Annotated in this window: 14 protein-coding genes; 7 read left to right on the forward strand and 7 right to left on the reverse strand. The window is 64.0% G+C overall.

Annotated features, from left to right (window positions below; translation table 11 throughout):
• Positions 1–128 precede the first annotated feature (128 nt).
• From holA to AC07N6_RS02485, 4 genes are all read right to left on the reverse strand, one after another.
• Positions 129–1148: a DNA polymerase III subunit delta gene (gene holA / locus AC07N6_RS02470; RefSeq protein WP_494780736.1), complete on the reverse strand. Its 1020-nt coding sequence runs from the start codon at positions 1146–1148 to the stop codon at positions 129–131.
• A 24-nt stretch (positions 1149–1172) separates the two neighbouring features.
• Complete coding sequence (locus tag AC07N6_RS02475) at positions 1173–1718, reverse strand: LPS-assembly lipoprotein LptE (protein WP_494780737.1); 546 nt, start codon at positions 1716–1718, stop codon at positions 1173–1175.
• A 16-nt stretch (positions 1719–1734) separates the two neighbouring features.
• Positions 1735–4380: a leucine--tRNA ligase gene (gene leuS / locus AC07N6_RS02480; RefSeq protein WP_494780738.1), complete on the reverse strand. Its 2646-nt coding sequence runs from the start codon at positions 4378–4380 to the stop codon at positions 1735–1737.
• A 234-nt stretch (positions 4381–4614) separates the two neighbouring features.
• The gene (locus AC07N6_RS02485; RefSeq protein WP_494780739.1) at positions 4615–5286 is read right to left on the reverse strand and encodes a DUF1120 domain-containing protein; all 672 of its coding nucleotides are present in this window, start codon (positions 5284–5286) and stop codon (positions 4615–4617) included.
• A gap of 295 nt (positions 5287–5581) precedes the next feature.
• Between AC07N6_RS02485 and AC07N6_RS02490 the strand changes: the two genes are divergently transcribed.
• The 7 genes from AC07N6_RS02490 to AC07N6_RS02520 all read left to right on the forward strand — a co-directional run bounded on the left by AC07N6_RS02490 (position 5582) and on the right by AC07N6_RS02520 (position 11661).
• Positions 5582–6637, forward strand: a complete 1056-nt coding sequence (locus tag AC07N6_RS02490; RefSeq protein ID WP_494780740.1) for a LacI family DNA-binding transcriptional regulator — start codon at positions 5582–5584, stop codon at positions 6635–6637.
• 63 nt (positions 6638–6700) lie between these two features.
• Positions 6701–7708, forward strand: a complete 1008-nt coding sequence (locus AC07N6_RS02495; RefSeq protein ID WP_494780741.1) for an ABC transporter substrate-binding protein — start codon at positions 6701–6703, stop codon at positions 7706–7708.
• Between the two features lie 20 nt (positions 7709–7728).
• Complete coding sequence (locus tag AC07N6_RS02500) at positions 7729–8568, forward strand: ABC transporter permease (RefSeq protein WP_494781268.1); 840 nt, start codon at positions 7729–7731, stop codon at positions 8566–8568.
• A gap of 10 nt (positions 8569–8578) precedes the next feature.
• On the forward strand, positions 8579–9382 hold the full coding sequence (locus AC07N6_RS02505) for an ABC transporter permease (protein ID WP_494780742.1): 804 nt from the start codon (positions 8579–8581) through the stop codon (positions 9380–9382).
• Positions 9379–10449, forward strand: coding sequence for an ABC transporter ATP-binding protein (locus tag AC07N6_RS02510; RefSeq protein WP_494780743.1), 1071 nt, complete (start codon positions 9379–9381; stop codon positions 10447–10449). Before AC07N6_RS02505 ends, AC07N6_RS02510 begins: the two co-directional genes overlap by 4 nt.
• Positions 10446–11273, forward strand: a complete 828-nt coding sequence (locus tag AC07N6_RS02515) for a phosphodiesterase (RefSeq protein WP_494780744.1) — start codon at positions 10446–10448, stop codon at positions 11271–11273. Before AC07N6_RS02510 ends, AC07N6_RS02515 begins: the two co-directional genes overlap by 4 nt.
• Positions 11274–11487: 214 nt before the next feature.
• A complete protein-coding gene (locus AC07N6_RS02520; protein WP_494780745.1) occupies positions 11488–11661 on the forward strand; it encodes a hypothetical protein in 174 nt (57 codons plus the stop codon).
• Between the two features lie 36 nt (positions 11662–11697).
• Here the strand turns inward: AC07N6_RS02520 and AC07N6_RS02525 are convergent, their stop codons facing one another.
• From AC07N6_RS02525 to AC07N6_RS02535, 3 genes are read right to left on the reverse strand one after another with little or no spacing between them, the layout of a single operon-like run.
• Entirely contained in the window at positions 11698–12024 is a 327-nt protein-coding gene (locus AC07N6_RS02525) for a barstar family protein (RefSeq protein WP_494780746.1), read from the reverse strand.
• Positions 12025–12027: 3 nt separating this feature from the next.
• Complete coding sequence (locus AC07N6_RS02530; RefSeq protein WP_494780747.1) at positions 12028–12480, reverse strand: ExbD/TolR family protein; 453 nt, start codon at positions 12478–12480, stop codon at positions 12028–12030.
• 18 nt (positions 12481–12498) lie between these two features.
• Positions 12499–13200 (reverse strand): MotA/TolQ/ExbB proton channel family protein, encoded by a 702-nt coding sequence (locus AC07N6_RS02535; RefSeq protein WP_494780748.1) that lies wholly within the window; start codon positions 13198–13200, stop codon positions 12499–12501.
• Between the last annotated feature and the right edge of the window lie 58 nt (positions 13201–13258).

Below are 13258 nucleotides of genomic sequence, written 5' to 3' on the forward strand. Positions count from 1 at the left end.
TTCTGCTTCCCTGCGGCAACCCGCTTCTCGATGCGAGGCGGCCTTGCCGTATTGATGTGTCCCCGCCGTCATCCCGGCGGGTTGTTGATTTTATTCCATGCCGAGGCCAGGGCCAGGGCCGCTTTGATTCAGCGGCCGCGCGCCAGTTTCAGCCCCAACTGCGACAACGCATCCCACGGGTCGCCGGCGAAGGCCTTGGCGCGCAGCCCTTTGACCATGCGGTCGATATGCGCGGCTTCCTGCAGCGCGGTTTGCAGCGCCGGCAGGCTGATGCGGCGCAGCGCCGGTTCCATCAGCTTTTCGCGCGGGCCCCAGATGCGGTATTCCTTGAGCAGGGCGCCGACGGCCTTGCCTTGCGCCATGCCGGACTTCAGTTTCAGCAAGGTGCGGATCTCTTCGGTCACCGCCCACAGCACCAGCGGCAGCGCTTCGCCTTCGCCCTTGAGGCCGTCCATCATGCGCGTCAGGCGCGCCACGTCGCCCGACAGCATCGCTTCATTGAGCTTGAAGACGTCATAGCGCGCCACGTTGAGCACGGCGTCCTGCACCTGTTCGAACGAGAGCTTGCCGGCCGGATGCAGCAAGGCCAGCTTCTGGATTTCCTGGTGCGCCGCCAGCAGGTTGCCTTCCACGCGGTCGGCGATGAAATCCAGGCAGGGGCGGTCGGCGCTCTGTTGCTGGGCCGCCAGGCGGTTGCCGATCCAGCCCGGCAACTGGGCGCGTTCGACCAGCGGGATGTCGATGTAGACCGCGGCCTGTTGCAAGGCGCCGACCCAGGCCGCTTTTTGCGTGGCCCAGTCGAGCTTGGGCAGGCTGATGATGGTCAGGTTGTCGGGGCTCAGGTTGGCCGCATATTCCTGCAGCGCGGCGCCGCCATCCTTGCCGGGTTTGCCGGTGGGGATGCGCAGCTCGATCAGTTTCTTGTCGCCGAACAGCGATTGCGACTGGTTGGCCGCCAGCAGTTCGCCCCACTTGAAGCTGCGCTCGACCACCAGCACTTCGCGCTCGGTATACCCGTTGGCGCGCGCGTTGCGGCGGATCTTGTCGGCCGCCTCCAGCGCCAGCAGATGCTCGTCGCTGGCGATCACATACAGCGGCGCCAGCGTTTTGCCGAGATGGGTGTCGAGGGCGTCGTGCCGTAGTTGCATGGGGCGGGTTCCGTCAGGCGCGGCTCAGGAGTCGCCGTCGGCCGCGGCCTTTTCGGTCGAGAGCGCCGATTTCGAGGCCGACAGGCGGCGCAGGATCTGCTGCACCAGGTCGGACTGCATGTCGCGGTACAGCAGCACTTCTTCGGCCTGCTTGGCCAGTTCCTGGTTGGCGTCGTAGGTGATCACGCGGCGCAAGGTGATGGCCGTCGGCGGGATGGTCACGGCGCCCTTGGGGTCGGTCACCGAGAAGGTAAAGCGCTGGAACAGCGCGTATTCGCGCACCCGGCCATCGGTGTTGAGGGTCAGGACCTGTTTGTCGCGGGTATCGGAAATCACCTTCAGGATGGCCTCGGCTTCCTTCTGGTTGTCGACCACCCTGGTGCCGCTGGCCTGGATGTTGCGCTTGAGTTCCACGCCGACCGCCGAATTGGGCGCGAAGCCCAGGTAGATCGACTTGAACGGCAGGTCGGCCGCGCCGCGCAGGTGGAAGCCGCAGGCCGCCAGCAGCAGGGTGGCGGCCAGCATGAGCAACCATTGCCCGATGCGTGTTTGTTGTGCTTGAGCGTGCATGGATATCCGTTCGAAATCAGACCACGATGTTGACCAGCTTGCCCGGCACCACGATGACTTTCTTCGGGGTGCCAGCGACGAACTTCTGTACGTCTTCATTGCCCAGCGCGGCGGCTTCGATGGCGGCGCGGTCGGCATCCTTGGCGACCGTCACTTCGCCGCGCAGCTTGCCGTTGACTTGCACCACCAGCTTGATTTCGCTTTGCTCCAGCGCGCCGGCGTCCACCTGCGGCCATTCGGCGTCGAGGATGTCGCCGAAGGCCTGGGCGTAGCCCAGTTCCTGCCACAGCGCGTGGGTGATGTGCGGCGCCACCGGGTTGAGCACGCGCAGGAAGATCGAGAAGCCTTCTGCGACCACCGCGTTGGCGGCGGCGCTGTCGTCCGGCTTGGCGCCTTCGAGCGTGTTGAGCATCTTCATGCAGGCCGAGACCACGGTGTTGTACTGGATGCGCTTGAAGTCGTTGTCGGCCTGTTGCAGCACCTTGTGCACTTCGCGGCGCAGGGTTTTGAGCGCGTCGTCCAGCTGGGAGGCGTCGAGCTTGCCGGCCGCGGCAATGCGCGCGGCATTGTTGTAGCCGAAGGCCCATACGCGGCGCAGGAAACGGTTGGCGCCTTCCACGCCGGCGCCCGACCATTCCAGCGTCTGTTCCGGCGGCGAGGCGAACATGGTGAACAGGCGCGCGGTGTCGGCGCCGTACTGGTCGATCTGCGCTTGCGGGTCGATGCCGTTGTTCTTGGACTTGGACATCTTCTCGGTGCCGCCGATTTCCACCGGCTGGCCGTCGGCCTTGAGGATGGCCGACACCGGACGCCCCTTGTCGTCGAAGGTCAGTTCCACATCGGCCGGGTTGATCCAGGTCTTCTTGCCGGCGGCGTCTTCGCGGTAGTAGGTTTCGTTGAGCACCATGCCCTGCGTGAGCAGGTTGGTGAAGGGCTCGTCGAACTTGACCAGGCCGAAGTCGCGCATGACCTTGGTCCAGAAGCGCGCGTACAGCAGGTGCAGCACGGCGTGTTCGATGCCGCCGATGTACTGGTCCATCGGCATCCAGTAGTCGTTGCGGGCGTCGATCATGGCCTTGTCGCTGTGCGGCGAGGTATAGCGCATGTAGTACCAGGACGAATCCACGAAGGTGTCCATGGTGTCGGTTTCGCGGCGCGCCGGCTTGCCGCAGCTGGGGCAGTCGACATGCAGGAATTGCTCGTGCTTGTTCAGCGGGTTGCCGCTGCCGTCCGGCACGCAGTCTTCCGGCAGCACCACCGGCAGGTCTTTTTCGGGCACCGGCACGTCGCCGCAATCCGGGCAGTGGATGATGGGGATCGGGGTGCCCCAGTAGCGCTGGCGCGAGATGCCCCAGTCGCGCAGGCGGAAGGTGACCTTCTTTTCGCCCACGCCCTTGGCGGCCAGGTCGGCGGCGACCGCATCGATCGCGGCCTGGCTGCCCAGGCCGTCATACTTGCCGGAGGCAATGGCCTTGCCGTTTTCCTTGTCGGCGTACCATTCTTGCCAGGCGTCGGTGGAGTAGGTCTTGCCTTCCACGGCGATCACCTGCTTGATCGGCAGGCTGTACTTCCTGGCGAACGCGAAGTCGCGCTCGTCGTGCGCCGGCACGCCCATCACGGCGCCGTCGCCGTAGGTGATCAGCACGTAGTTGCCGACCCACACTTCGATTTGCGCGCCGGTCAGCGGATGGGTGACGAACAGGCCGGTCGGCATGCCCTTCTTTTCCATCGTCGCCATGTCGGCCTCGATGACGCTGCCTTTCTTGCACTCGGCGATGAAGGCCTGCAGTTCCGGCTTGTCGCGGGCGGCGAAGGTGGCCAGCGCGTGTTCCGGCGCCACGGCGCAGAAGGTCACGCCCATGATGGTGTCGGCGCGGGTGGTGAACACGAACAGCTTGCCGTCATTGATCGGCTGGCCGTTTTCCTTGATGTCATGCGTGAAGGCGAAGCGCACGCCGGTCGACTTGCCGATCCAGTTGGCCTGCATCAGGCGCACGCGTTCCGGCCAGCCGGGCAGCTTGGTTTCGACGTGGTCCAGCAGCTCGTCGGCGTAGTCGGTGATCTTGGCGTAGTACATCGGGATTTCGCGCTTTTCGATCAGCGCGCCCGAGCGCCAGCCGCGGCCGTCGATCACCTGCTCGTTGGCCAGCACGGTCTGGTCGATCGGGTCCCAGTTCACGGTGCCGGTCTTCTTGTAGATGATGCCTTTTTCCAGCATCTTCAGGAACATCCACTGGTTCCACTTGTAGTACTCGGGCGAGCAGGCGGTCATTTCGCGCGACCAGTCGATGGCCAGGCCCATCGAGGCCATCTGCTTCTTCATGTACTCGATGTTGGAATAGGTCCATTGCGCCGGCGGCACGCCATTGGCCATCGCGGCGTTTTCGGCCGGCATGCCGAAGGCGTCCCAGCCCATGGGCATCAATACGTTGTAGCCGCTCATGCGCAGGTAGCGGTACATCACGTCATTGATGGTGTAGTTGCGCACGTGCCCCATGTGCAGCTTGCCGGACGGGTAGGGCAGCATCGAGCAGGCGTAGAACTTCTTCTTGTCGCGGCCTTGCTTGTCGCGGGCGTTCTCGACGGTCTTGTAGGCGTCGATGGCGTTCCAATGCTGCTGCGCGGATTGTTCGACTTCGGCGGGGCTGTATTTATCTTGCATGACGGGATGAAACGAATGGAAACGGTTGGAATTCGAAACCTTGCATTATACCGGCTCGTTCCTGGGGGAGGCAGTCTGATGCCGATGGCCGCGTACGGATGTAAGAACCTGCAAGTATTTCCTTCCCGGAAACAAAAAAGCCCGCTTCGCAGGCGAAGCGGGCAAGTGGCCCTCAGGGAGGGCCAGGGAAGACTATTTCCGGATGGCCTCAGAAAAACTGCGGATGTTGCCGGCTTACAGGTACTTCACTTCGATCGTGGCCGAACCGTCCAGGTTGATCTCCTGGGTCAGGTCCAGGTTTTCAGGCTTGTTCAGGATGGCGACCACGGACAGGGTGCCGGTGACGACCCGGTAGGAACCCGGGGTGGTGCTGCCGGCCGGCGCCCAGGACAGCATGCGGCCCGTGGTCATGCCGCCGGCGCTGGTCGTGGTCCAGCTCGGGGTGGCCGACACCGCCGAACCGATGGTGTTCACGGCAGCGCCGTCGCCGGTGAAGGAGCCTTGCTTCATCGAGAAGTGGAAGGCGCCGATGTTCTTGCCGGCGGCCGCGCCCAGGCCGAACATGCTGGTTTCGGAGGCAGTGTTCGAGACCATCGTGGCCAGGCCGGTCACCTTGCTGGCGGCCTTGTTGTCGACCGCCGTCACGGCCATCCTGACCGGGGCTTCGCAAGTGATCGTGAACGGCACTTCCTTGGCGTCGAGCACCTTGTTGGCGCCCGCGGTCAGGGAACCGGTGGGGATGTTGCCATAGTCGATCACGGCCGAACCGGTGCCGATGGTGGGGGTGCAGGCGACCGGCTTGATCACGCCGGTGACCTTCAGCTCGGCGCTGGGGCCGGCAAAGGCTGCTGCCGAAGCGAGCGCGGCGATAGCGGTGAAAGCGGAGCGGACGATGACGTTTTGCATGATATTTCCTCGGTTGGGGATGGCGTTGGATTCATGTGCATCGCGCTGTTTGCCGACTTCGTTTGCTTGATGCAGTGACGTCAGTTTGCCGTTTCGTTCCTCGTGTTTATATGAGAAAAGTCTTAAAAATTCGATGGTGGGGGAATCGCGACACGTCATTGCGCGGGTGATGAAAATTGCAATAAATGCAATGTTTGACGGGTTCCGCCCAAGCCTGGCATGGGCATCGATGGTCATAAGGCCGTCATAATCGGCTGGCACGATGTAATCGTTTTCATGTCACCGAGCGATTCCCGTGCGACCTTCCATCAAGCAAGTAGCCAATCTGGCCGGCGTCTCCATCGCCACCGTTTCGCGCCTGTTGAACAAGCCCGGTTCGGTGAGCGCCGAAACCGCCGAGAAGATCCAGCGCAGCATCGAGCAGCTTGGCTTCCGCCCCAACTTCAACGGGCGCAACCTGCGCGCCGGCAATTCGCGCACCGTGGGCGTGGTGGTGCCGACGCTGTCCAACACGGTATTTGCCCAATGCCTGCAAGGCATTGAGCTGGCCGCGCGCGAACTCGATTACTCGGTAATGTTTACCACCACCGAATACCAGCCCCATGACGAGTCGGCCGCGGTCGAACTGCTGTTGAGCCATCGCGTCGACGGCGTCATCCTGACGGTGGCCGACGCCGGCGCCAACGCCACGCTCGACTTGCTGGAGCGCGAGAAGATTCCCTTTGTGCTGACCTACAACCAACTGGCGCAACCGGCGCCGGGCCAGCCGCCGTGCGCGCGGGTATCGGTGTCGGTCGACAACCGGGCCGCCGCCTGCGACGCCGTGGCGCACCTGATCCGGCTGGGGCATCGCCGTATCCGGATGCTGTCGGGCCGCTTCAATGCCTCGGACCGGGCGATCCAGCGCTATTACGGTTATCTGGACGCGATGCGTGTGGCCGGGCTGGAGCCCATGTCCGCCATCGAAGTGGAGCGCCATACGCTGACCGCGGCGACCGACTACCAGCAGATGATGGCCGACCCGGCCCGGCGTCCCACCGCCTTGTTCTGTTCCAACGACCTGCTGGCCATGAGCGCCATGCGCGACCTGCGCGCGCTTGGCTTGCGCGTGCCGCAGGACATCTCGGTGATGGGCTTCGACGGCATTCCCGTGGGGGCCCTGATGGCGCCGGTGCTGGCCAGCGTGGTGCAGCCTTCGGAGCAGATCGGCGACGTCGCCTTGCGCACGCTGGTGGCGGCGATCGAACGCGGCGCCGCGGCTGCCGGCGCGGCGCCTGCCGCCGCTGCGCGCCATGTATTGCCGCATGCGGTGAGGGCGGGCGGATCGGCCGCGCCGCCGAACCAGTCCTGAACTGTTGCTGTTTTTTCGTAGCGCCTTTGTCTTTGTCGTTCAACCTATTGGAAAGGACCTGACATGTTCCTGAAACGTGTTGTTCAAACCGTCGCCGGCGCCCTGCTGCTGTCGGCTTCCGTCGCGGCCTCCGCACAGACCGCGATCTGCTACAACTGTCCGCCGGAATGGGCCGACTGGGCTACCCAGATCAAGGCCATCAAGGACAAGACCGGCATCACCGTGCCGCCGGATAACAAGAACAGCGGCCAGGCCCTGGCGCAACTGACGGCCGAGAAGGCCAGCCCGGTGGCTGACTTCACCTACCTCGGCGTTTCCTTCGGCATCGAAGCCAAGGCCAAGGACCTGGTCTCGCCCTACAAGCCGGCCAACTGGAATGACATTCCCAACGGCCTGAAGGACCCGGACGGCTACTGGTTCACCATCCACTCCGGCACCATGGGCATCATGGTCAACGTCGACGCCCTCAAGGGCAAGCCGGTGCCCAAGTCCTGGGCCGACCTGCAAAAGCCGGAATACAAGGGCCTGATCGGCTACCTCGATCCGGCCTCGGCCTTCGTCGGCTATGTCGGCGCGGTGGCGATCAACCAGGCGCTGGGCGGTTCGCTGGACGACTTCTCGCCGGCCATCGCCTACTTCAAGAAGCTGCAGCAGAACCAGCCCATCGTTCCCAAGCAGACTTCGTACGCGCGCCTGATCTCGGGCGAGATCCCGATCCTGCTGGGCTATGACTTCGACGCCTACCGCGCCAAGTACAAGGACCGCGCCAACGTGGCTTTCGTGATCCCGTCCGAAGGCACGGTGAGCGTGCCCTACGTGGTGTCGCTGGTGAAGAATGCGCCGCACCAGGCCGAAGCGAAGAAGGTGCTGGACTTCCTGCTGTCCGACCAGGGCCAGGCGATCTGGGCCAATGCCTACCTGCGTCCGGTGCGCGCCTCGGCCATGTCCAAGGAAGCCGAGTCGCATTTCCTGCCGGCGGCGGAATACGCCCGCGCCAAGTCGGTGGACTACGGCAAGATGGCTGAAGCGCAGCGCAAGTTCGGCGAGCGCTACATGGCGGAAGTGCGCTGATGCAAGCGGCAGGACAGGCAATGGCCGCGCCGGGCCGGACACGGCGCAACGGCAACGGCGTCTGGCTCTGGTTCGCGGCGCCGGGGATGGCCTTGTTCTGCGCCTTCTGGCTGCTGCCCATGGTGCGCCTGCTCGGCGTCGGCGCTTCCGGGCCGGATGGCGCGCTGGCCTATCTCGCGGTGCTGACCAACCGCCATTACTTCGCCAGCCTGGTGTCGACGCTGGCGTTGTCGGCGGCGGTCACGGCCGCCACCCTGGCGATCTCGGTCTTGGTCGGCCTGTTCCTGCAGCGCAACCGTTTTCCCGGGCAATCCCTGTTGCTGGCCATGCTGACTTTCCCGCTGGCGTTTCCCGGCGTGGTGGTCGGCTTCATGGTGATCATGCTGGCCGGCCGCCAGGGGGTGATCGGCGCCTTCACCGACTGGCTGTTCGGCCAGTCGCTGGTGTTCGCGTATTCGCTGTCGGGGTTGTTCCTCGGTTACCTGTATTTCTCGATCCCGCGCGTGATCCTGACCGTGGTGGCCGGCGCCGAGAAGCTCGATCCCGCGTTGGAAGAAGCCGCCCGATCATTGGGCGCCAAGCCCTGGCAAGTGCTGCTGCATGTGGTGCTGCCGGCGCTGTCGCCGGCCCTGATCTCGTCGGGCGCGATCTGTTTCGCCACCAGCGTGGGCGCCTTCGGCACCGCGTTCACGCTGGCGGCCAACATCGACGTGTTGCCGATGACCATCTATAACGAATTCACCGGCTATGCCAATTTCGCCGCCGCCGCGTCGCTGTCCATCGTGCTGGGGGCGATCACCTGGCTGGCGCTGGCATTGGCGCGTTCGCTGACCGGCAACGGCGTGGCCGCGGCGGCGTGAGGCAATGACGATGAAACGTAATCTGCGTTTTTACCTGCAACTGGCCTTCACGCTGCTGGTGTGCGCCTTCCTGATCGTGCCGGTGCTGCTGTCGATGCTGGCCGGGGTGACCGAGAATTTCTTCGTCGGCCTCTCCAGCGGCTTCACGCTGCGCTGGGTGGCGCAGGTGTGGGAGATGTACCAACCCACCATCTGGCGCTCCATCTTCATCGCGCTGGCCTGCTTGCTGGTCACGGCGGTGGTCGGCGTGCCGCTGGCCTACATGCTGGCGCGCTACAAGGGCGGCAACAGCCGCATCGCGCGCGCCATCGAAGAGTTGCTGATGATGCCGGTGGCGGTGCCGGGGCTGGCCACCGCGCTGGCGTTGATCATGGCCTACGGCCAGTTCCGCGCCTTTCGCGGCAGCCTGGCCTTTATCCTGGTGGGGCATGTGCTGTTCACCCTGCCGTTCATGGTGCGTCCGGTGCTGGCGGTGATGCAGTCCTCGCAACTGGCCCTGCTGGAAGAGGCGGCAGCCAGCCTCGGCGCCGGCATGATGCGGCGCTTTTTCGGCATCGTCATTCCCAACGTGATGTCCGGCATCCTGGCCGGCGCGCTGATGGTGGTGACGCTGTCTATCGGCGAATTCAACATCACCTGGATGCTGCATACGCCGCTGACCCAGACCCTGCCGGTGGGCCTGGCCGATGCCTACGCCTCGATGCGGCTGGAAGTCGGCTCGGCCTATACCCTGATTTTCTTTTTCATGATCATTCCGCTGCTCATCGGCATGCAGTGGGTGACCCAGGCGACACGCAAGAGAGCAAGCTTATGAAGCAACCTGTTTCGATCCGGCTGGCGCAATGCGCCAAGTCCTTTGAGAATGGCGCACGCGCGCTGCAGCCGCTCGACCTTGAAATCCGCGCCGGCGAGACACTGGTGCTGCTGGGCCCTTCGGGCTGCGGCAAGACCACCACGCTGCGCATGATCGCCGGCCTGGAATTCCCCGACCGGGGCGGGCGCGTGATGTTTGGCGACGACGATGTCACCGACTTGCCCATCGAGAAGCGCGGCGTCGGCATGGTGTTCCAGAATTACGCGCTGTTCCCCAACATGACGGTGGGCGAGAACATCGCCTACGGCATGAAGATCCGCAAGGTCGCCGCCCCTGAGCGCGCCGAGCGCGTCGAGAAATTACTGGAGATGGTGCACCTGCAGGGTTTGTCGCATCGCCGCGTCGACCAGCTTTCCGGCGGCCAGAAACAGCGCGTGGCGCTGGCGCGCGCCCTGGCGGTGGAACCCAAGGTGCTGCTGCTGGACGAGCCGCTGACCGCGCTCGACGCCAAGCTGCGCGAAGCGGTGCGCAGCGACTTGAACCAGTTGCTGCGCAAGCTTGGCATCACCGCCGTCTATGTCACCCACGACCAGGGCGAGGCGATGGCGCTGGGCGACCGCATCGTGGTCATGGAACGCGGCAAGATCTCGCAGATCGGCAGCCCGCAGGACATCTACTACTGCCCGGCCAACGCCTTCGTGGCCGAGTTCATCGGCGCCATGAACCGGGTCGAGGGCATCGCCGGCGCCGGCCGGCTGCAACTGCCTGCGGGCAGCCTGCCGTTGCCGGATAATGTGGCAGACGGCCAGCCGGCGAGCGCCATGTTCCGCCCGGAAGACGTGCAGTTGCTGGACGCCGAGGATGGCGCCGGGGATACCTTGCGCGGGGTTATTCTCAACAGTTTCTTCATGGGCGACCGCAGCCGTGTCGAGATCGACATCGGCGCCGGCCGGCCGGTGATCGTGGAAACCAGCAAGCGCGGGCTGTGGCAGCCGGGCCAACTGGTCGCGCTGAACGTGCCGGCCGAGGCCTTGGTGAAGGTGCCGGCCGGCAAGGAGACAGCATGATATTGGGACAAATTTCCGATCTGCACATCAAGACCGATGGCAAGAAGTCTTATCGCGTGGTCGATACCGCCGAGAGCCTGCGCCGTTGCGTGGCGCAGGTGAACGGATTGCGGCAGAAGCCGGATGCCGTGGTGATCACCGGCGATCTGGTCGATTTCGGCAAGCCGTCCGAATACGATTTCCTGCGCAAGCTGTTGGCGCCGTTGAGCATGCCGTATTACCTGTTGCCGGGGAACCATGACGAACGCCATGCCTTGCGCGCGGCGTTTCCCGATCATGCTTATCTGCAGCAGGGCGGGGAGCGTATCGAGTATGTGGTCGACGAGCATCCTTTGCGCATCGTGGCGCTGGATACGGTGATTCCGCATTCGAGCAGCGGGGCGCTGGCGCCGGCCAGCTTGCACTGGCTGGACGAGGTGCTGGCGGCGCAGCCGGACAAGCCGACCGTGATCGTGATGCACCATCCGCCGTTTCGTACCGGCATCGGGCATATGGACGATATCGGGCTGGCTCAGCCTGACATCCAGGCGCTGGAGGCGGTGGTGCGCAGGCATGCTCAAGTTGAGCGGGTGTTGTGCGGGCATTTGCATCGCTCTATTCAGCGGCGTTTTGGGGGGACATTGGCTTCTACTTGTCCCGGGGTGTCGCATCAGGTTTTGCTTGATCTGGATCCGCGGGCGGATTCATGTTTTGTGATGGAGCCGCCGGGGTTTCAGTTGCATTGGTGGGATGAGGTGGCGTGCGGCTTGGTTAGCCATACTGCCTTTGTGGGGGAGTTTGAGGGGCCTTATCCGTTTTATGATGGGGATGGGTTGATTGATTGACGTGTTGGGTTGAGTTGAGTTGCGTGCAAGGGGTAGTCTGGTCTTGCTTTGTGCAGATGTACTGGCTTTATGCTTTTCTTTCTCCGGTCGAAGCGGCGCGCCGGGGGCGGCCCGGCAGCCGCTCACTTTTCTTGTCTCGCCAAGAAAAGTAAGCAAAAGAAGGCGACCGCTACTGCCCAGCCCCTTCGGGGTTCCCGGAAAAGAGATGAGAAAAATGGGAAAGGCAGAGTCGCTTCGCTCCGACTGCCTTTCTGATCCATTTTTCTCATCTCTTTTCCGGCTGGTCAGAAGCGGACTTCGTGTCCGGCTCGCCTTCGGCCTCGCGGTGCTTTCTCCCGCCTGCGGCTTCGGTGTTTTTGATCGCTATCGTTTCTACGCGTCGTCCTGACGAAAGTCAGGACCCAGCGTCGTTCAGCGCCTCACATCACTTCCAGACCAACTCCAGCACCGGCTCTTCCCCATAATCCTCGCAACGGTCGTTGATCGCCGTGCAGCAGAATTCCACATCCTCCACCAGTTCCGGCAAGCGCTTGTGCAAGTCGGCGCTGCCGCTGATCTCGATGCGCAGCACTTCCTTCGGTTTGAGCTTGAACTTGCACATGCCGTCGTCATCGCGCAGGTAAGAGAGGCAGTCGACCCAGGCGTCCATGTTGCGGCCGTAGAAGTCCGGGAAGCCGAAGGCTTGCGCGCTTTCGGTGTGGAAGCTGTCCCAGTCGGTGATGCGGTCGCCTGCGAGTTGTACGGTTGCCATGGATTACTTGCCTGCGTTGTTGCCGGCGGCTTTCGCGGCGCCGGGTTTGGGGTCGGTGACGAAGCCGATTTTGGTCAGGCCCGCGCCTTGGGCGGCGGACATGACTTCGGCGATGGTTTCGTAACGGGTGGATTTGTCGGCGCGCAGTTGCATTTCAGGCTGCGGTTGCTTGGCTGCTGCTGCGGCCATGCGTGCGTCCATTTCTTCGGCGTTGACCGGCTGGTCGTTCCAGTACAGCTTGCCGGCGGCGTCGATGCCGACGGTGACGGTTTCCGGTTTTTCCGGCGCCGGGGCGGATTGGGCGGTGGGCAGGTCGAGCTTGAGCGCGTGCGTGAACAAGGGCGCCGAGATGATGAAGATCACCAGCAAGACCAGCATCACGTCGACCATGGGCGTGACGTTGATGTCGGCCATCGGGGCCGAGTGCTGGTTGTCGTTGAAGCCGCCGAAACTCATCGCGTTCTCCTTCGCTGTTTATTTGCGTACGCCGCCGACGCGTTCGCCGGTGGTGAGGTAGGCGTGCAGGTCGTGGGCGAAGCCGTCCAGTTCGGCCAGCACCACGCGGTTGATGCGGGTGAAGGCGTTGTAGGCCAGCACCGCGGGGATCGCTACCACCAGGCCCAGCGCGGTCATGATCAGCGCTTCGCCGACCGGGCCGGCGACCTTGTCGATCTGCACCGTGCCGCTGGCCGAGACCGCCGCCAGCGCGTGGTAGATGCCCCAGACCGTGCCGAACAGGCCGACGAAGGGGGCGGTCGAGCCGACCGAGGCCAGTAGCGTCAGGCCGCGTTCCAGGCGCGCCGAGACGCGGTTGATTTCGCGCCGCAAGGTGCGGGTGATCAGTTCGTCGCGGTCGGTGGTGGCATTGAGGGACGGCGATGGCGCCGATTGCTGGCGCGTGCCGAGGTCGGCGGCGTCGGCGGCGCGTTCGGCCATCGGGGTGTAGATCAGTTCGCTGTCCGCGCCCTGCATCGCGGCGATCGCATCCGGCAGCGACGGCGCCTGCCAGAACTGCTCCAGCGCGTTGCTGCCGCGGCGGATGCGCCAGGCCGACCAGGCCTTGGACAGGATATAGAACCAGCTGGCCACCGACATGATCAGTAGCAGGTAGGCCACGGTGTGCGAAACGGCATCGCCTTGCGCCCAGTAATGGGCAAATCCGACATTCGATTCCATAGGAGCAGTCTCTTGATCGTTAACAGGTTCTTGGATCGGTGTTCCAGAAAAAAATTCG

Source organism: Herbaspirillum sp. GW821-FHT09A12 (genome assembly GCF_059418325.1).

Excerpts from the sequence above, each read along its gene's own strand:
- holA (WP_494780736.1), bottom strand. The coding sequence starts at position 1,148 with ATGCAACTACGGCACGACGCCCTCGACACCCATCTCGGCAAAACGCTG.
- AC07N6_RS02475 (WP_494780737.1), bottom strand. The coding sequence starts at position 1,718 with ATGCACGCTCAAGCACAACAAACACGCATCGGGCAATGGTTGCTCATG.
- leuS (WP_494780738.1), bottom strand. The coding sequence starts at position 4,380 with ATGCAAGATAAATACAGCCCCGCCGAAGTCGAACAATCCGCGCAGCAG.
- AC07N6_RS02485 (WP_494780739.1), bottom strand. The coding sequence starts at position 5,286 with ATGCAAAACGTCATCGTCCGCTCCGCTTTCACCGCTATCGCCGCGCTC.
- AC07N6_RS02495 (WP_494780741.1), top strand. The coding sequence starts at position 6,701 with ATGTTCCTGAAACGTGTTGTTCAAACCGTCGCCGGCGCCCTGCTGCTG.
- AC07N6_RS02500 (WP_494781268.1), top strand. The coding sequence starts at position 7,729 with ATGGCCGCGCCGGGCCGGACACGGCGCAACGGCAACGGCGTCTGGCTC.
- AC07N6_RS02505 (WP_494780742.1), top strand. The coding sequence starts at position 8,579 with ATGAAACGTAATCTGCGTTTTTACCTGCAACTGGCCTTCACGCTGCTG.
- AC07N6_RS02510 (WP_494780743.1), top strand. The coding sequence starts at position 9,379 with ATGAAGCAACCTGTTTCGATCCGGCTGGCGCAATGCGCCAAGTCCTTT.
- AC07N6_RS02515 (WP_494780744.1), top strand. The coding sequence starts at position 10,446 with ATGATATTGGGACAAATTTCCGATCTGCACATCAAGACCGATGGCAAG.
- AC07N6_RS02520 (WP_494780745.1), top strand. The coding sequence starts at position 11,488 with ATGGGAAAGGCAGAGTCGCTTCGCTCCGACTGCCTTTCTGATCCATTT.
- AC07N6_RS02525 (WP_494780746.1), bottom strand. The coding sequence starts at position 12,024 with ATGGCAACCGTACAACTCGCAGGCGACCGCATCACCGACTGGGACAGC.
- AC07N6_RS02530 (WP_494780747.1), bottom strand. The coding sequence starts at position 12,480 with ATGAGTTTCGGCGGCTTCAACGACAACCAGCACTCGGCCCCGATGGCC.
- AC07N6_RS02535 (WP_494780748.1), bottom strand. The coding sequence starts at position 13,200 with ATGGAATCGAATGTCGGATTTGCCCATTACTGGGCGCAAGGCGATGCC.